Raw genomic sequence first — 17,272 nt, 5'->3', positions numbered from 1 at the left:
CTTCTTAGAAAATCTAATACCTAAAATTAGTCTTCGGCAATACTTGCCGGAGGCCAATTCTCAAGGCGCATACCCAGTGATAAGCCGCGAGAAGCAAGCACATCCTTAATCTCAGTAAGTGATTTCTTACCAAGATTAGGCGTTTTCAATAACTCGACTTCTGTACGTTGTACTAAATCACCGATATAGTGAATTGTCTCTGCTTTCAAACAGTTAGCAGAACGAACTGTCAGCTCTAAATCATCTACCGGACGAAGTAAAATCGGATCGAACTCCGGTTTTTCTTCTTTCACTTCAGGCTGACGAACATCACGTAAATCAACGAATGCATCTAACTGTTCTGCTAAAATTGTAGCAGCGCGACGAATGGCTTCTTCTGGATCGATTGTGCCATTTGTTTCCATCTCAATGATGAGTTTATCTAAGTCAGTACGCTGTTCAACACGCGCAGCTTCCACATTATAAGCAATGCGATCTACCGGGCTGAAACGAGCATCAACTAATAAACGACCGATTGGACGATCTTCATCTTGAGAATGTACGCGAGCAGATGCCGGTACATAACCACGACCACGCTGAACACGAATACGCATACTAATTGATGCGTCTTTATCTGTTAAATGGCAGATAACATGGTGTGGATTTACAATTTCTACGTCACCATCATGCGTAATGTCGGCTGCAGTTACAGGGCCAATTCCAGACTTATTTAGTGTCAAAATAATATCATCTTTACCCGACACTTTTACCGCTAGACCTTTAAGGTTTAACAATACTTCAAGAATATCTTCTTGTACGCCTTCTTTGCTGCTGTATTCATGCAATACACCATCAATTTCAACTTCTGTAACGGCACAACCCGGCATAGACGAAAGTAAAATGCGACGAAGTGCGTTACCTAATGTATGGCCAAAACCACGTTCTAACGGTTCTAAGGTCACTTTTGCGTGAGTAGAACTAACTTGTTCGATATTCACTAAGTGCGGCTTTAAAAATTCTGTCACAGAACCCTGCATTTTATCCTCTCTTTGTTTTTAAGCTTTATTTACTAATCTAATAATGTAATTTTAAAAATTAACTATTATTTAGAGTAAAGCTCAACGATCAGATGTTCGTTAATATCTGCTGATAAGTCAGAGCGTTCAGGAGTACGTTTAAATACACCTTCCATCTTAGTTGCATCAACTTCTAACCAAGTCGGTTTTTCACGTTGAGTTGCTAATTCTAATGATGCTTTGATACGTGCTTGTTTTTTAGATTTCTCACGAACAGCAACCACATCATCAACAGAAACTTGATAAGAAGGAATATTCACTACACGACCGTTTACTACGATAGATTTGTGGCTTACAAGCTGACGCGCTTCAGCACGAGTTGCAGCAAAACCCATACGGTAAACTACGTTGTCTAAACGACCTTCTAATAATACTAATAAGTTCTCACCGGTATTACCTTTTAAGCGGTTTGCTTCTGTATAGTAATTACGGAATTGACGTTCTAAGATACCATAGATACGGCGAACTTTTTGTTTTTCACGTAACTGACTACCGTAGTCAGATAAACGTGGCTTGCGTGCACCGTGTTGACCTGGTGCTACATCAAGACGATTTCTACATTTTGATTCAATCGCACGAACGCCTGATTTAAGGAATAAATCAGTACCTTCACGACGGCTTAGCTTGAGCTTAGGACCCAAATATCTTGCCATTTTCTTTCTCCAATTATTCTAACGTCAATTAAACGCGACGTTTTTTCGGTGGACGACAACCGTTATGAGGAATCGGAGTCACATCAGTAATATTCGTGATACGGAAACCTGCTGCATTTAATGCACGGATTGTTGATTCACGACCTGGCCCCGGACCTTTAACCATAACTTCCAAGTTCTTTAAGCCGAATTCTTTAACAGCTTCAGCACAACGTTCAGCAGCCACTTGCGCAGCGAACGGAGTTGATTTACGAGAACCACGGAAACCTGAACCACCTGCGGTTGCCCATGCAAGAGCGTTACCTTGACGGTCAGTAATAGTCACGATTGTGTTATTGAAAGATGCGTGGATATGAGCTACGCCATCTGCAATCTGTTTTTTAACGCGCTTACGTGCGCGAACTGGTGTTTTAGCCATTATTTATCTACTCCGATTATTTTTTGATCGGTTTGCGTGGACCCTTACGAGTACGCGCATTAGTCTTAGTACGTTGACCACGTACCGGTAAACTACGACGATGACGTAAACCACGATAGCAACCTAAGTCTAAAAGACGTTTGATGCTTAATGTTACTTCACGACGTAAATCACCTTCGACAGTAAATTTACCAACTTCTTCACGCAGTTTTTCAATCTGCTCTTCAGACAATTCTCTGATCTTTACATCTTCAGCAATACCCGTCGCTGCACAGATAGCTTTAGCACGAGTTTTACCGATACCGTAAATTGCAGTTAATGCGATTACAGTGTGTTTTTGATCAGGAATGTTAATGCCTGCAATACGGGCCACTATGCACTCCTATTATTTAAGTTTATTGATATGCTGATCTTGAAAAGCCCGTTTCAGGATACTCAAACAGCATATCAGGACGAATGAGCTGAGCAGTATACCTGCTCAGCGGGTTCTTTGCAAGAAAGAATACTAATTAACCTTGACGTTGTTTGTGTTTAGGATCGCTACAAATTACGCGAACAACACCTTCACGTTTAACAACTTTACAGTTACGGCATAATTTCTTAACTGAAGCACGAACTTTCATTGCTTATCCTTTTTGATCTAAGGGACTATTGCCCTAAGCCTTTCAAATTGGCTTTCTTCAACACAGAGTCATATTGTAATGACATTAAATGACTTTGAACCTGTGCGATGAAATCCATAATAACTACCACTACGATTAATAGTGAAGTACCGCCTAATTGGAATGGTACTTTCCATAGAGATGTAATGATATAAGGAACCAAACAAACAAAAGTAATATATAACGCACCGATTAAGGTTAAACGCGTCATTACTTTATCAATATAACGTGATGTTTGTTCGCCTGGTCGATAACCTGGTACAAACGCACCTGATTTCTTCAAATTATCCGCCGTATCACGAGGATTATATTGCATTCCCGTATAGAAGAATGCAAAGAAGATTACTGCCATTGTGAATAACACAAGATATAACGGTTGTCCTGGCTGTAATAATTGTGATAAGTCAAATAACCACTCAAGTCCTTCGCTTTGACCAAACCACTGCGTAATACTCGCAGGGAATAAAATGATACTTGAAGCGAAAATCGCAGGAATTACACCTGCCATATTAACTTTTAATGGTAAATGAGATGATCTAGCCGGTGCCATCATTCTGCCTTGCTGGCGACTTGCATAATTTACCACAATTCTTCTTTGTCCGCGTTCAACAAAGACAACAAAATATGTTACTGCAAATGCAATTATAGCTACTAATAAAAGAACAAGTGGAGAAATTTCGCCTTGACGAGCTTGCTCAATTGTCTGCCCAATCGTTGCTGGTAAATCTGCAACAATACCTGCAAAGATAATCAAAGAGATACCGTTACCGATACCGCGCTCAGTGATTTGCTCACCTAACCACATAAGGAACATTGTTCCCGTAACTAGGCTGATTACAGAAGTTACATAGAATAAGATACTTGGATTAGGAACTAATCCTTGTAACATATTCGGTAGGGCAATTGAAATACCAATAGACTGAATAAATGCTAATAACAATGTACCATAACGAGTATATTTACTAATCTTACGACGTCCTGCCTCACCTTCTTTCTTCAGCTCTGCTAAAGGAGGATGAATCGCTGTTAATAATTGAACAATAATTGACGCCGAAATATAAGGCATAATACCTAATGCAAATATAGACGCTCGGCTTAAAGCACCACCAGAGAACATATTGAACATGTCAATGATGGTGCCTTGCTGTTGTCGAACTAATTCGGATAATACAGAAGCATCAATGCCAGGAACAGGTATAAAAGAGCCGATACGGAAAACGATTAACGCACCTAAAACAAATAATAATCTTGATTTAAGCTCGCCAGTCCCTTTTTGTGTACTACCTTGGTACCCTGGTTGCTTTGCCATCTATTATTCCTCGATAGAACCGCCAGCAGCTTCGATAGCAACTTTAGCGCCTTTAGTCACACCTAAACCTTTAACTACAACCGCTTTTTCAATTTTACCCGCTAAAATTACTTTTACAGATAAAATATCTTTAGTGATTACGTTTGCAGCTTTAAGTGATTCTAAAGTTACTTCGTTACCATCTACTTTAGCTAAGTCGTTTAAACGAATTTCAGCAACATGGAATGATTTTAATGAAGTAAAACCAAATTTTGGTAAACGACGGTATAAAGGCATTTGACCACCCTCGAAACCACGACGAACACCGCCGCCTGTACGAGATTTTTGACCTTTATGACCGCGACCACCGGTTTTACCTAAACCAGAACCGATACCACGACCTAAACGTTTAGCACTGTGCTTAGCACCTTCAGCTGGAGAAAGAGAATTTAAACGCACTCTATTATTCCTCCACTTTAACCATATATGACACTTGATTAATCATACCGCGAACTGCCGGAGTATCGATTAATTCAACTGTATGACGAATATGACGAAGACCTAAACCTTTTAACGTTGCTTTATGTTTCGGTAAACGAGCAATAGAGCTACGAGTTTGAGTTACTTTAATTGTTTTTGCCATATTCAATTACCCCAAAATTTCTTCAACGGTTTTACCACGTTTAGCAGCAACCATTTCAGGTGATTTCATATTTGCAAGCGCATCGATTGTTGCGCGAACAACGTTAATTGGGTTGGTTGAACCGTATGCTTTAGAAAGAACGTTACGAACACCCGCCACTTCTAACACAGCACGCATCGCACCACCGGCGATGATACCAGTACCTTCGCTAGCCGGTTGCATGAATACGCGTGAACCAGTGTGTGAACCTTTAACAGGATGTTGTAATGTACCTTCGTTTAAAGCTACGTTAATCATATTGCGACGAGCTTTTTCCATCGCTTTTTGGATCGCTGCTGGAACTTCACGTGCTTTACCGTAACCAAAACCAACACGACCGTTACCATCGCCTACTACTGTCAAAGCAGTGAAGCTCATGATACGACCACCTTTTACGGTTTTTGATACACGGTTAACCGCGATTAGCTTTTCCTGCAGTTCACCAGCTTGTTTTTCGATGTTTGACATCTCAAATTCCTCTATTAGAACTGTAGACCAGCTTCACGAGCAGCGTCTGCTAATACTTGCACACGACCGTGGTATTTGAAACCTGAACGATCAAATGCAACTGCTTGAATACCTTTAGCTAAAGCACGTTCTGCAACTAATTTACCAACTACTGCAGCTGCGTCTTTATTACCAGTATATTTAACTTGCTCTTTAATTACTTTCTCAACAGTTGAAGCTGCTGCTAGTACTTCTGAGCCATTAGGTGCAATAACCTGCGCATAAATATGGCGAGGCGTGCGATGCACAACCAGACGGGTTGCACCTTGCTCTCTCATTAAATGACGTGCACGGGTTGCACGACGGATACGAGCTACTTTCTTATCCATAGTGTTACCTTACTTTACTTTTTCTTCGCTTCTTTTGTACGAACTACTTCATCTGAGTAACGTACACCTTTGCCTTTATAAGGCTCTGGACGGCGATATGCACGAATATCAGCTGCTACTTGGCCGATTAACTGTTTGTCTGCACTCTTAAGAACAATTTCTGTTTGAGACGGACATTCACCAGTTACGCCAGCTGGCAACGTATGTTCAATTGGGTGTGAATAGCCTAAACTTAAAGCAACTACGTTGCCTTTCATTTGTGCTCTATAACCAACACCGACTAATTGCAATTTCTTAGTAAAGCCTTCAGTAACACCGATAACCATAGCATTAACAAGTGCACGAGCAGTACCTGCTTGAGCATCTGCATTTGCAACACCAGTACGTGGTACGAAAGTTAATGCGTTAGCATCTTGATTTACTTCAACTGCATTATGAATTTCACGAGATAACTCGCCGTTTTTACCTTTAACTGTTAATAGCTGACCGTTGAGTTTTACTTCAACACCGGCAGGAATATTAACAGGTGCTTTTGCAACACGAGACATTCTTCCTACCTCTCTATTATGCTACGTAACAGATAATTTCACCGCCGAGACCCGCTTGACGCGCTGCACGGTCGGTCATTACACCTTTAGATGTAGAAACAACTGCGATACCTAAACCACCCATAACTTTTGGTAATTCGTCTTTACGTTTGTAAATACGAAGACCAGGACGGCTTACGCGTTGGATACTTTCTACAACCGGTTTGTTTTGGAAATATTTTAAAGTGATTTCCAATTCAGGTTTAGAACCTTCAACAATTTTGAAGCTCTCAACATAACCTTCTTCAGCTAAAACGCTTGCAATAGCAACTTTTAACTTAGATGAAGGCATACTGATTGCAACTTTATTCGCAGCTTGACCGTTACGAATACGGGTCAGCATATCTGCGATTGGATCTTGCATGCTCATGTATTTACTCCCATGATTCCAAATTAAAAGAGGTTATTACCAGCTTGCTTTCTTAAGGCCTGGAATTTCACCGCGCATTGCAGCTTCACGTACCTTAATACGGCTTAAACCAAACTTACGAAGTACACCGTGTGGACGACCAGTTTGGCGGCAACGGTTACGCTGACGGCTAGGACTTGAATCGCGCGGAAGTGTTTGTAGTTTTAACACTGCCGCCCAACGATCTTCGTCTGAAGAATTTGCATCAGAGATGATTTTCTTTAATTCTTCACGTTTAGCGTAGAATTTATCAGCTAATTTAGCACGTTTAACATCACGTACAATCATTGATTGTTTTGCCACGATAACCTACCTTATTTACGGAATGGGAAATTGAAAGCAGCTAATAAAGCTTGGCCTTCTTCATCGCTTTTCGCAGTTGTGGTGATAGTAATATCTAAACCACGTACACGATCTACTTTATCATAGTCGATTTCTGGGAAAATGATTTGTTCACGAACACCCATACTGTAATTACCACGACCGTCGAATGACTTCGCATTTAAACCGCGGAAGTCACGGATACGTGGAACAGCGATAGTAATCAATCTTTCAAAGAATTCCCACATACGTTCGCCACGTAGGGTTACTTTGCATCCGATTGGATATCCCTGACGGATTTTAAAGCCTGCAACAGATTTGCGCGCTTTAGTAATTAAAGGTTTCTGACCGCTAATTGCTGTTAGATCCGCTACTGCGTTATCTAAAAGTTTTTTATCGGTCAATGCTTCACCCACACCCATATTCAGGGTAATCTTTTCGATTCGTGGGACTTGCATGACAGATGAGTAGTTGAATTTAGCTTTTAATTCATTAACTACTTGATCTCTGTAGTAATCATGCAGTTTCGCCATCGCATTACTCCAGTTAATTAAATAATTTCATTATTAGATTTGAAGAAACGGACTTTTTTACCGTCTTCGAATCTAAAACCTACACGGTCAGCTTTATTTGTTTTCGGGTTGAAAATTGCAATATTTGACGCATCAATTGCAGCTTCTTTCTTCACTAAGCCACCAGCTTTACCTAAAGCAGGAACCGGTTTTTCATGTTTAGTGATGATTTTAACGCCTTCAACAATCACTTTACCGTTTGGTAACACTTGAGTTACCTTACCACGTTTGCCCTTATCTTTACCGGTAAGAACAATTACTTCATCATTTTGACGGATTTTAGCAGCCATTACATTCCCCTTACAGTACTTCTGGAGCTAATGAAATGATCTTCATAAACTTCTCAGAACGAAGTTCACGAGTCACAGGTCCAAAAATACGAGTACCGATTGGTTGCTCAGTGTTATTGTTTAAAATTACACAAGCATTACCATCGAAACGAATAACTGAGCCATCTGGGCGACGAACACCCTTCTTGGTGCGCACAACAACTGCTTTTAACACATCACCTTTTTTAACTTTACCGCGTGGAATTGCTTCTTTCACAGTAACTTTGATAATGTCGCCAATAGCAGCGTAACGACGGTGCGATCCACCTAGAACCTTGATACACATTACGCTACGAGCCCCTGAGTTATCAGCAACATCCAGCATAGTCTGTTCTTGGATCATATTAGTGCTCCGTTAAATTAAAAAACACCCTTTCGGGACGAAAACCCACTTACCCTATGTAAGCAGGTGGCGAATTATACCTCAATAACCTATTATAAATCAAATAAAATTTTACAAGTAAGCGGTTATATTTCGCTTAAAAATTACAAATAAAAAAGCCCTAACAGTTTAGCTTTAGGGCTTAAAATTTGTAAAAAACAAGCGGTATTACACCGCTTGTTTATCAATAAATTTGTAGATTAAGCTACTGCTTTTTCTACAACACGAACTAAAGTGTGCGATTTAGTTTTTGAAACAGGACGACATTCCTTAATTTCTACTACATCACCTAATTTAGCTTCGTTGTTTTCATCGTGTACGTGTAATTTAGTAGTACGACGAATGAATTTACCGTATAAAGGGTGTTTCACTGTACGTTCGATAGCAACTACAAATGATTTGTCCATTTTGTCGCTAACTACTTTACCTTGTACTGTACGAATTTTATCAGTCATTACTCACCCGCCTTTTCGGTTAATACAGTTTTCACTTGTGCAATACTGCGACGCACTTGTTTTAACTGATGGGTTTGTTGAAGCTGACCGGTGGCTGCTTGCATACGCAATTTGAATTGTTCACCTAAAAGGTTGATTAATTCAGCATTCAGCTCTTCAACATTTTTGTTACGTAGTTCTTGAGCTTTCATTACATCACCGTCTTAGTTACAAATGTGGTTTTAACTGGTAATTTCGCTGCCGCTAACGCAAACGCGTGACGTGCGATTTCTTCAGAAACACCATCCATTTCATATAAAACTTTACCCGGTTGGATTAAAGCTACCCAGTACTCAACGTTACCTTTACCTTTACCCATACGGACTTCTAATGGTTTTTCAGTAATTGGTTTGTCTGGGAACACACGGATCCAGATTTTACCTTGACGTTTAACCGCACGTGTCATTGCACGACGTGCCGCTTCGATTTGACGAGCTGTTAAACGGCAGCGACCAACTGCTTTTAAACCGAATGTACCGAAGCTCACTTCTGTACCGCCCGCGATACCACGGTTACGGCCTTTGTGTACTTTACGGAATTTTGTGCGTTTTGGTTGTAACATTCAGTGATTCTCCTTATTTACGACCTTTGCCACGTGGCGCCTTTTTAGGCTGTGCCGCTGGTTCTTTTTCAGATTCAATCACTGCAGCCATACCACCGAGGATTTCACCTTTGAAGATCCACACTTTCACGCCGATTACACCGTAAGTTGTGTGAGCTTCCGCAGTGTTATAGTCGATGTCTGCACGAAGTGTATGTAATGGCACACGGCCTTCACGATACCACTCTGAGCGAGCGATTTCTGCACCACCTAAACGACCGCTAACTTCAACTTTGATACCTTTAGCACCTAAACGCATTGCGTTTTGTACCGCACGTTTCATTGCACGACGGAACATTACGCGACGTTCAAGTTGAGAAGCGATGCTATCTGCGACTAATTTCGCATCTAGCTCAGGTTTTTTCACTTCAGCGATATTGATTTGAGCAGGAACGCCAGCAATTTGAGATACTGCGTTACGTAATTTTTCAACATCTTCGCCTTTTTTACCGATAACGATACCAGGACGCGCTGTGTGAATAGTTACACGAATGCTTTTTGCAGGACGTTCAATAGTGATACGTGATACTGAAGCGTTCGCTAACTCTTTATTTAAGAATTTACGTACTTTGAAATCGCCGTCTAAATTATCAGCGAAATCTTGTGTATTCGCGAACCAAGTAGAGTTCCATGGTTTAACAATACCAAGGCGAATACCATTAGGATGTACTTTCTGACCCATTTGTTATTCTCCTACCGATTAACGATCTGACACAACCACAGTAATGTGGCTTGTACGTTTTAAGATACGATCTGCACGACCTTTCGCACGTGGCATAACACGTTTCATGCTTGGACCTTCATCTACGAAGATTTTAGCAACTTTAAGATCGTCTACATCTGCACCATCATTGTGCTCTGCGTTTGCAATAGCTGACTCTAATACTTTCTTAACTAAAGCGGCTGCTTTTTTGTTAGTGAAAGTTAAAATTTCTAATGCTTGCGCAACTTTTTTACCGCGAATTAGGTCAGCAACTAAGCGAGCTTTTTGTGCAGAGGTACGAGCGTAACGATGTTTAGCAATAGTTTCCATCTTTTACCTCTTATTTTTTAGCTTTCTTATCTGCGGCATGACCGCGGTATGTACGAGTCGGTGCAAATTCACCTAATTTATGACCGATCATTTCGTCCGATACATAAACTGGAACGTGCTGACGACCATTATGGACTGCGATGGTCAAACCAATCATTGATGGAATGATCATTGAACGACGGGACCAAGTTTTAATTGGTTTTTTATCCCCGCTTTCCACCGCCTTCTCTACCTTCTTCAACAAGTGTAGGTCAAGGAAAGGACCTTTCTTGAGGGAACGTGGCATTGGACTATCCTATATTAATGAATAAAATTATTTGCCACGACGACGTACGATGTATTTATCGGTACGTTTGTTGTGACGAGTTTTCTTACCTTTGGTTTGAACGCCCCAAGGTGTAACAGGGTGTTTACCGAAGTTACGACCTTCACCACCACCGTGCGGGTGGTCTACCGGGTTCATCGCAGTACCACGAACTGTCGGGCGAACGCCTCTCCAGCGGTTAGCACCTGCTTTACCAAGAACGCGAAGCATATGCTCTGAGTTACCTACTTCACCGATGGTTGCAGTACACTCAGCTAATACTTTACGCATTTCGCCTGAACGAAGACGTAAAGTTACATAGTTACCTTCACGAGCGATAATTTGTACGTAAGCACCTGCAGAACGTGCGATTTGACCACCTTTACCAGGTTTTAATTCCACGTTATGAACTGTAGTACCTACTGGGATATTACGCATTGGTAACGCATTACCCGCTTTAATCGGAGCTGAAACGCCTGCTTGAATCGTATCACCAACAGATAAACCTTTTGGTGCTAAGATGTAGCGACGTTCACCATCTTTATAAAGCACTAATGCAATGTTCGCAGAACGGTTCGGATCGTATTCTAAACGCTCAACTACTGCTGGGATATCTAACTTGTTACGTTTGAAATCCACTAAACGGTAGTGTTGTTTGTGACCGCCACCGATGTGACGAGTTGTGATACGACCTAAATTGTTACGACCACCGGTTTTAGATTTGCTATCTAATAAAGGTGCATAAGGTTTACCCTTATGTAATTCTGCGTTAACAACTTTAACTACGTGACGACGACCAGCGGAGGTCGGCTTACATTTAACGATAGCCATTTATAAATTCTCCTCCGTAATTACTCTGCCGCACCTTCAACGAAGTCAAGTGATTGACCTTCTTGAAGAGTAACATAAGCTTTTTTCCAGTCACTACGACGACCTGATTTAGCACCGTGACGTTTAGTTTTACCTTTAACAACAACAGTACGTACAGAATCCACTTTCACTTCAAATAATTGTTCAACTGCGTTAGCAATTTCAACTTTGTTAGCATCTAATGCTACTTTGAAAACGATAGTGTTGCCTTTTTCAGCATTATTCGTCGCTTTTTCAGAGATATGTGGTGCTTTAAGCACTTTTAGCAAACGTTCTTGTTGAATCATGCTAACATCTCCTCAATTTGTTTTACCGCATCAGCAGTGATAACCACTTTATCGAAAGCGATTAAACTTACCGGATCGATACCTTGAACATCACGAACGTCTACTTTGTATAAGTTACGTGCTGCTAAGAATAGATTCTCATCTAAGTTTGCAGTAATGATTAAAGCGTCATTTAACGCTAAATCTTTTAATTTTTGTACTAATACTTTAGTTTTTGGCGCTTCGATTTCGAATTTCTCAACAACCACTAAACGTTCTTGACGAACTAATTCAGAAAGGATGCTTTTGATTGCACCACGGTACATTTTTTTGTTCACTTTTTGACTGTGATCTTGTGGTTTCGCAGCGAATGTGATACCACCTGAACGCCAGATTGGTGATTTGATATCACCTGAACGTGCGCGACCTGTACCTTTTTGACGCCAAGGTTTTTTACCTGAACCAGACACTTCAGCACGAGTTTTTTGAGCGCGTGAACCTTGACGAGCACCTGCTGCATATGCAACAACTACTTGGTGGATTAACGCTTCGTTAAACTCACGTCCGAAGGTAGTTTCAGAAACAGTTAGTGCGTTTGCACCTACAACTTGTAATTCCATCTCTATCTCCTAGACTTATGCTTTAACTGCCGGTTTTACGATAACATCACTATTAGTTGCGCCCGGAACAGCACCTTTAACTAATAATAATTTACGCTCAGCATCTACACGAACAACTTCAAGTGATTGAACGGTTACACGCTCAGCACCTAAGTGTCCTGCCATTTTTTTACCTTTAAACACACGACCCGGAGTTTGGTTTTGACCAATAGAACCAAGTACACGATGTGATAAAGAGTTACCGTGGGTAGCATCTTGGGTACGGAAGTTCCAACGTTTAACACCACCTTGGAAACCTTTACCTTTAGAAGTACCGGTAACATCTACTTTTTTAACATCTGTGAAGATGTCAACATTGATTTCTTGACCTAAAGTGAATTCTTCACCTTCAGTACGAAATTCCCATAAACCGCGACCAGCTTCAACACCTGCTTTCACGAAATGGCCTGCTTCCGGCTTAGTTACGCGATTCGCTTTTTTCGAACCGGTAGTAACTTGAATTGCAGAATAGCCATCGTTTTCAAGGGTTTTAACTTGAGTAACACGGTTGGCTTCGATTTCGATAACGGTAACTGGAATTGACACGCCGTCTTCAGTGAAAACGCGGGTCATACCAACTTTACGACCGACTAAACCAATCATTGTAATAACCTCTTAAAATTCCCAATTAACCTAGACTAATCTGAACATCAACGCCAGCAGCTAGATCTAAACGCATTAATGCATCAACAGTTTTTTCTGTTGGCTCAACAATATCAACTAAACGTTTGTGAGTACGGATTTCATATTGGTCACGTGCATCTTTGTTCACGTGTGGAGAAATCAATACAGTAAAACGTTCTTTACGAGTTGGTAAAGGAATTGGACCACGAACTTGTGCACCAGTACGTTTAGCTGTTTCTACGATCTCCGCAGTAGATTGATCAATTAAACGATGATCAAATGCTTTTAAGCGGATACGGATTCTTTGGTTCTGCATTAGACCAGGGCTCCAATTAAAATTTAGCTAATAAAAAAACCGAACTACCACTTAAGCCATATAGCATAAGGGAGCGCAGTTATACCTATATAGTTTCCAAATCGGAAACATTGTATGTACTACAATATCTGTAGTACCGCTTGATAAATGATTACACCAAGCGACTCTAAAAATCTTCGTATCTATATCATAAATACGATGAGCGTTAAAGTGGCGGTATTCTAGTGTAAAAAACACTTAAAAGCAAGATTTAATTTTATTTTTCTAAAAAATATAGTTTCAAACGAATCGGACATATTTTTACCCTTTATTATATTTACATTATTGACATTAAATAATTTATTTTGCAAAATATACATAAATTTCGCTCATTAAAAAATAATCATATATAAAAAAGGAGAAACATAATGGCAATATCCCCAAAAAAGTTCCAATATCTTAAGGAGATTTTTAGTCCTCTTGGAGAAATTAACTTCAAAAGCTATTTTTCTTACTTAGGAATATTTAAAGACGATACTATGTTCGCCCTCTATGATCATAAAAACGATCGATTATACTTAAGAAAATCCGCTCAATTTTATCCGGATATTATAAGAACAATACCGATACATTTTTTAATTGATCGTCGTATCGGTAAGCAACAATCTCATATTTTTTATCTTATACCTTCTTCTATTATTCACAATCTTCATTTATATACTCATTGGATTCTCTCTGCTATCGAAGAATATCAAACTGCAAAGGCCAAATTGATTTCTCAAAATAAAAATAAAATTCGTCTGCTTCCCAATTTGAATATCAATATAGAAAGATTATTGGCACGTATTGAGATTTATACCGTAGATGATTTAAAAAACGTAGGCGTGATTAATGCGTTTGTAAAACTGATAATGCTAGGCTTGGAAGTAACCGAATTACTCCTCTTCAAACTCTACGCTGCGCTCGAACATAAATATATCTATATGTTATCCAAGCAAGAAAAACAATCCCTATTAATTGAAGCCGATTTATCTCTCTATAACGCAGGCCTACGTAAACGCTTCGCTATCTCACAGGCTAACTAATTTACTTTATTTATGATCCATGTCACAAAATCAATAAAAAACCGGGAGGGAATACTGTAAGCCGGTTCCTTTCTGATTATCTCAATGCTACCATCCTACCTATAACTTGTTAGTTTATTTAAGTGAAATCTACTTTTATCCATAGGAGAACACAATGGAATTTCGTATTGAAAAAGATACCATGGGCGAAGTTCAAGTACCTGCCAATCGTTATTGGGCGGCACAAACAGAGCGTTCACGCAATAATTTTAAAATCGGTCCCGAAGCGTCAATGCCTAAAGAAATTATTGAAGCGTTCGGTTACTTGAAAAAAGCAGCGGCATTTGCCAACACAGATTTAGGCGTATTACCTGCGGAAAAACGTGATTTAATCGCTCAAGCCTGTGATGAAATCCTTGCCGGTAAATTAAACGAAGAATTCCCGCTTGTAATCTGGCAAACCGGTTCCGGTACGCAATCCAATATGAACTTAAACGAAGTTATTGCAAACCGTGCGCATGTTATTCACGGCGGTAAATTAGGTGAAAAATCGGTAATTCACCCGAATGATGACGTAAACAAATCACAATCGTCAAACGACACTTATCCGACAGCAATGCACATCGCCGCTTACAAAAAAGTGGTTGAACAAACTATCCCTGCGGTAGAACGTTTACAAAAAACCTTTGCGGCAAAATCGGAAGCGTTTAAAGACGTAGTAAAAATCGGTCGCACGCACTTAATGGATGCGACGCCATTAACATTAGGTCAAGAATTTTCCGCTTATGCGGCACAATTACATTTCGGTTTAATCGCACTGAAAAACACCTTACCGCATTTACGCCAAATGGCATTGGGCGGTACGGCGGTAGGTACCGGCTTAAATACACCGAAAGGTTATGATGTAAAAGTTGCCGAATATATTGCAAAATTTACCGGTTTACCGTTTATCACGGCGGAAAATAAATTCGAAGCACTAGCAACCCACGATGCAATCGTTGAAACACACGGTGCGTTAAAACAAATTGCGATGTCTTTATTCAAAATTGCGAATGACATTCGTTTACTAGCGTCCGGTCCTCGTTCCGGTATCGGCGAAATTTTAATTCCTGAAAACGAACCGGGTTCATCAATTATGCCGGGTAAAGTAAATCCGACTCAATGCGAAGCGATGACGATGGTTGCGGCGCAAGTATTAGGTAACGATACCACCATTTCATTTGCCGGTAGCCAAGGTCACTTCCAATTAAACGTATTTAAACCGGTAATGGCGGCAAACTTCTTACAATCCGCGCAACTTTTAGCGGATGTTTGTATTTCGTTTGACGAACATTGTGCGACAGGTATCGAACCGAATTACCAACGCATTAAGCAGCAGCTTGACCAATCATTAATGTTGGTAACCGCATTAAATACGCATATCGGCTATGAAAATGCGGCGAAAATTGCTAAAACCGCACATAAAAACGGTACAACTTTAAAAGAAGAAGCGATTAACTTAGGCTTAGTGACCGCAGAACAATTCGACGAGTGGGTTCGTCCGGAAGATATGGTGGGTAGCTTAAAATAAGCTAACACTTATTCTTATATGAAAAGGCTATCAAACGATAGCCTTTTTTACTATGTCAAAGTTGTAGAACAAGCGGTTAAATTTCAGTGTTTTTTTGCAAAACTTTCTCAAAATTTAACCGCTTGTTTCATTCAATACTTATTGAATCTTAGCTAAAAGCGTTCCATTCGCCGTTTACCGCACAACCGATAACTTCAAAACGGTTGGTAAAGACGGTCAGGTTCGCAATTTTACCCGCTTCAATCGAACCCAAACGATCATCAACACCAATCGCTTTCGCCGGATAGTAGTTACACATTCTTAGCGTTTCATCTAACGGAATACCGACTTCTTGCACCGCATTTTTAACCGATTCAATCATCGTAATGGATGCACCGCCTAAAGTGCCGTTAGCGTCATAGCATTTACCGTCACGCACATATACCGTAGTACCGACAAAATCAAATTGTTCGATATCCGAACCTGCCGCTGCGGTGGCATCGGTGACGATACAAAGTTTGTCACCTTTAGCTCGTTTGGCGATTTTGACATTACCGAATTCGACGTGTAAACCGTCCACAATAATACCGGTATAAACCTCATCGCTGTCTAACACCGCACCGACAACGCCCATTGCACGTCCGGAACTAATCGGCGACATCGCATTGTGTAAATGAGTGGCAAAGGTTGCACCGTTGGCAAACGCCTGTTTTGCCACTTCATAAGTGGCGTTCGAATGTCCGACCGATAAAATAATGCCGCTTTTCACAAACTCGGGAATCGCTTTTGCGGTCGGATTTTCCGCCGCTAAGGTAATTTTGGTAATCACATCGGCGTTATTACATAAAAACCGCTGCATTTCAGGGCTGATTTCACGCACATATTCGGCACGGTGTACACCTTTTTTCTCAAGGCTAAGATAAGGGCCTTCTAAGTGTAAACCGAGCGCTTGGTTTTGATATTTCTGCAAATAATCACGCATCGCTGCGACTACTTGTTTCATTCCCTCATCAGGTGCAGTAATAAAGGTCGGTAAATAACTTGTCGTACCGGAACGTAAATTGGTTTGCTGCATAATCTCAAAAGTGCGGACGGTCGGTTCACTATTTACCATTACGCCGCCACAGCCGTTTAGCTGTAAATCAATAAAACCGGCGGTAAGATTATGCCCTTGTAAATCGATACGTTGGATATCGTCCGCTAATTGTTCTTCACGAACAATCGCTTGAATTCTGTCATTTTCAATAACCACAGCGTGTCCGTAAAGCACCTCTTTGGCGGTATAAATCACGCTATTAGTAAAAGCATATTTCATTCTT

The 17,272-nt window shown here is 40.5% G+C and carries 30 protein-coding genes; 2 read left to right on the top strand and 28 right to left on the bottom strand.

Going from position 1 to position 17,272, the window contains the following annotated elements; genetic code table 11:
* Positions 1 to 26: 26 nt before the first annotated feature.
* The 27 genes from DRF63_RS09750 to rpsJ form a co-directional block, all read right to left on the bottom strand.
* Positions 27 to 1,016, bottom strand: coding sequence for a DNA-directed RNA polymerase subunit alpha (locus DRF63_RS09750; protein WP_005619415.1), 990 nt, complete (start codon positions 1,014 to 1,016; stop codon positions 27 to 29).
* 65 nt (positions 1,017 to 1,081) lie between these two features.
* Complete coding sequence (gene rpsD / locus DRF63_RS09745) at positions 1,082 to 1,708, bottom strand: 30S ribosomal protein S4 (protein WP_005599325.1); 627 nt, start codon at positions 1,706 to 1,708, stop codon at positions 1,082 to 1,084.
* 28 nt (positions 1,709 to 1,736) lie between these two features.
* A complete protein-coding gene (rpsK, locus tag DRF63_RS09740; RefSeq protein ID WP_005599323.1) occupies positions 1,737 to 2,126 on the bottom strand; it encodes a 30S ribosomal protein S11 in 390 nt (129 codons plus the stop codon).
* A 16-nt stretch (positions 2,127 to 2,142) separates the two neighbouring features.
* The gene (gene rpsM / locus DRF63_RS09735; protein WP_005599322.1) at positions 2,143 to 2,499 is read right to left on the bottom strand and encodes a 30S ribosomal protein S13; all 357 of its coding nucleotides are present in this window, start codon (positions 2,497 to 2,499) and stop codon (positions 2,143 to 2,145) included.
* A gap of 136 nt (positions 2,500 to 2,635) precedes the next feature.
* Entirely contained in the window at positions 2,636 to 2,749 is a 114-nt protein-coding gene (gene rpmJ / locus DRF63_RS09730) for a 50S ribosomal protein L36 (RefSeq protein WP_005599318.1), read from the bottom strand.
* A 25-nt stretch (positions 2,750 to 2,774) separates the two neighbouring features.
* Complete coding sequence (gene secY / locus DRF63_RS09725) at positions 2,775 to 4,097, bottom strand: preprotein translocase subunit SecY (protein ID WP_043991919.1); 1,323 nt, start codon at positions 4,095 to 4,097, stop codon at positions 2,775 to 2,777.
* 3 nt (positions 4,098 to 4,100) lie between these two features.
* Positions 4,101 to 4,535 (bottom strand): 50S ribosomal protein L15, encoded by a 435-nt coding sequence (gene rplO, locus DRF63_RS09720; RefSeq protein WP_005599316.1) that lies wholly within the window; start codon positions 4,533 to 4,535, stop codon positions 4,101 to 4,103.
* A gap of 4 nt (positions 4,536 to 4,539) precedes the next feature.
* Positions 4,540 to 4,719 (bottom strand): 50S ribosomal protein L30, encoded by a 180-nt coding sequence (gene rpmD / locus DRF63_RS09715; RefSeq protein WP_005599315.1) that lies wholly within the window; start codon positions 4,717 to 4,719, stop codon positions 4,540 to 4,542.
* Positions 4,720 to 4,725: 6 nt separating this feature from the next.
* Positions 4,726 to 5,226 (bottom strand): 30S ribosomal protein S5, encoded by a 501-nt coding sequence (gene rpsE, locus DRF63_RS09710; protein WP_005599314.1) that lies wholly within the window; start codon positions 5,224 to 5,226, stop codon positions 4,726 to 4,728.
* A 14-nt stretch (positions 5,227 to 5,240) separates the two neighbouring features.
* On the bottom strand, positions 5,241 to 5,594 hold the full coding sequence (gene rplR / locus DRF63_RS09705) for a 50S ribosomal protein L18 (RefSeq protein ID WP_005599310.1): 354 nt from the start codon (positions 5,592 to 5,594) through the stop codon (positions 5,241 to 5,243).
* 14 nt (positions 5,595 to 5,608) lie between these two features.
* Entirely contained in the window at positions 5,609 to 6,142 is a 534-nt protein-coding gene (gene rplF / locus DRF63_RS09700; protein WP_005599308.1) for a 50S ribosomal protein L6, read from the bottom strand.
* A 16-nt stretch (positions 6,143 to 6,158) separates the two neighbouring features.
* On the bottom strand, positions 6,159 to 6,551 hold the full coding sequence (gene rpsH / locus DRF63_RS09695; RefSeq protein ID WP_005619408.1) for a 30S ribosomal protein S8: 393 nt from the start codon (positions 6,549 to 6,551) through the stop codon (positions 6,159 to 6,161).
* Positions 6,552 to 6,587: 36 nt separating this feature from the next.
* Complete coding sequence (gene rpsN / locus DRF63_RS09690) at positions 6,588 to 6,893, bottom strand: 30S ribosomal protein S14 (RefSeq protein ID WP_005599304.1); 306 nt, start codon at positions 6,891 to 6,893, stop codon at positions 6,588 to 6,590.
* An 11-nt stretch (positions 6,894 to 6,904) separates the two neighbouring features.
* On the bottom strand, positions 6,905 to 7,444 hold the full coding sequence (rplE, locus tag DRF63_RS09685) for a 50S ribosomal protein L5 (RefSeq protein WP_005619405.1): 540 nt from the start codon (positions 7,442 to 7,444) through the stop codon (positions 6,905 to 6,907).
* Positions 7,445 to 7,461: 17 nt separating this feature from the next.
* On the bottom strand, positions 7,462 to 7,773 hold the full coding sequence (gene rplX, locus DRF63_RS09680; protein WP_005599300.1) for a 50S ribosomal protein L24: 312 nt from the start codon (positions 7,771 to 7,773) through the stop codon (positions 7,462 to 7,464).
* Between the two features lie 10 nt (positions 7,774 to 7,783).
* Positions 7,784 to 8,155, bottom strand: coding sequence for a 50S ribosomal protein L14 (gene rplN, locus DRF63_RS09675; protein ID WP_005619403.1), 372 nt, complete (start codon positions 8,153 to 8,155; stop codon positions 7,784 to 7,786).
* A 239-nt stretch (positions 8,156 to 8,394) separates the two neighbouring features.
* A complete protein-coding gene (rpsQ, locus tag DRF63_RS09670) occupies positions 8,395 to 8,649 on the bottom strand; it encodes a 30S ribosomal protein S17 (protein WP_005599296.1) in 255 nt (84 codons plus the stop codon).
* On the bottom strand, positions 8,649 to 8,840 hold the full coding sequence (gene rpmC / locus DRF63_RS09665; RefSeq protein WP_005599295.1) for a 50S ribosomal protein L29: 192 nt from the start codon (positions 8,838 to 8,840) through the stop codon (positions 8,649 to 8,651). Before rpmC ends, rpsQ begins: the two co-directional genes overlap by 1 nt.
* Entirely contained in the window at positions 8,840 to 9,250 is a 411-nt protein-coding gene (gene rplP, locus DRF63_RS09660; protein ID WP_005599294.1) for a 50S ribosomal protein L16, read from the bottom strand. Before rplP ends, rpmC begins: the two co-directional genes overlap by 1 nt.
* 13 nt (positions 9,251 to 9,263) lie before the next feature.
* Positions 9,264 to 9,971, bottom strand: a complete 708-nt coding sequence (gene rpsC / locus DRF63_RS09655) for a 30S ribosomal protein S3 (RefSeq protein WP_005599293.1) — start codon at positions 9,969 to 9,971, stop codon at positions 9,264 to 9,266.
* An 18-nt stretch (positions 9,972 to 9,989) separates the two neighbouring features.
* Positions 9,990 to 10,322 (bottom strand): 50S ribosomal protein L22, encoded by a 333-nt coding sequence (gene rplV / locus DRF63_RS09650; RefSeq protein WP_005599292.1) that lies wholly within the window; start codon positions 10,320 to 10,322, stop codon positions 9,990 to 9,992.
* Positions 10,323 to 10,332: 10 nt separating this feature from the next.
* Positions 10,333 to 10,608: a 30S ribosomal protein S19 gene (gene rpsS, locus DRF63_RS09645; protein ID WP_005539416.1), complete on the bottom strand. Its 276-nt coding sequence runs from the start codon at positions 10,606 to 10,608 to the stop codon at positions 10,333 to 10,335.
* Between the two features lie 27 nt (positions 10,609 to 10,635).
* Complete coding sequence (gene rplB / locus DRF63_RS09640; protein ID WP_005599291.1) at positions 10,636 to 11,457, bottom strand: 50S ribosomal protein L2; 822 nt, start codon at positions 11,455 to 11,457, stop codon at positions 10,636 to 10,638.
* A 20-nt stretch (positions 11,458 to 11,477) separates the two neighbouring features.
* Positions 11,478 to 11,783 (bottom strand): 50S ribosomal protein L23, encoded by a 306-nt coding sequence (gene rplW / locus DRF63_RS09635; protein ID WP_005599290.1) that lies wholly within the window; start codon positions 11,781 to 11,783, stop codon positions 11,478 to 11,480.
* Positions 11,780 to 12,382: a 50S ribosomal protein L4 gene (gene rplD, locus DRF63_RS09630; protein ID WP_005599282.1), complete on the bottom strand. Its 603-nt coding sequence runs from the start codon at positions 12,380 to 12,382 to the stop codon at positions 11,780 to 11,782. Before rplD ends, rplW begins: the two co-directional genes overlap by 4 nt.
* Before the next feature lie 15 nt (positions 12,383 to 12,397).
* A complete protein-coding gene (gene rplC / locus DRF63_RS09625) occupies positions 12,398 to 13,024 on the bottom strand; it encodes a 50S ribosomal protein L3 (protein WP_005599280.1) in 627 nt (208 codons plus the stop codon).
* 25 nt (positions 13,025 to 13,049) lie between these two features.
* Positions 13,050 to 13,361, bottom strand: coding sequence for a 30S ribosomal protein S10 (gene rpsJ, locus DRF63_RS09620; RefSeq protein WP_001181005.1), 312 nt, complete (start codon positions 13,359 to 13,361; stop codon positions 13,050 to 13,052).
* Between the two features lie 407 nt (positions 13,362 to 13,768).
* Here rpsJ and DRF63_RS09615 point away from each other — a divergent pair, with 407 nt between their 5' ends.
* Together DRF63_RS09615 and fumC are read left to right on the top strand one after the other, a co-directional pair.
* Entirely contained in the window at positions 13,769 to 14,425 is a 657-nt protein-coding gene (locus tag DRF63_RS09615) for a TfoX/Sxy family DNA transformation protein (RefSeq protein ID WP_005609196.1), read from the top strand.
* Positions 14,426 to 14,579: 154 nt separating this feature from the next.
* Complete coding sequence (gene fumC, locus DRF63_RS09610) at positions 14,580 to 15,974, top strand: class II fumarate hydratase (protein ID WP_005599273.1); 1,395 nt, start codon at positions 14,580 to 14,582, stop codon at positions 15,972 to 15,974.
* Positions 15,975 to 16,122: 148 nt separating this feature from the next.
* On the opposite strand, the gene nagA is transcribed toward fumC, so the two are convergent.
* Positions 16,123 to 17,268, bottom strand: a complete 1,146-nt coding sequence (nagA, locus tag DRF63_RS09605; protein ID WP_005599269.1) for an N-acetylglucosamine-6-phosphate deacetylase — start codon at positions 17,266 to 17,268, stop codon at positions 16,123 to 16,125.
* Positions 17,269 to 17,272 lie beyond the last annotated feature (4 nt).

This window comes from Actinobacillus pleuropneumoniae, from assembly GCF_003290385.1.
Taxonomy (GTDB): Bacteria; Pseudomonadota; Gammaproteobacteria; order Enterobacterales; family Pasteurellaceae; genus Actinobacillus; species Actinobacillus lignieresii.
The sequence above is the reverse complement of the archived record's forward strand: the minus strand, read 5'-3'. Positions and strand labels throughout refer to the sequence as shown.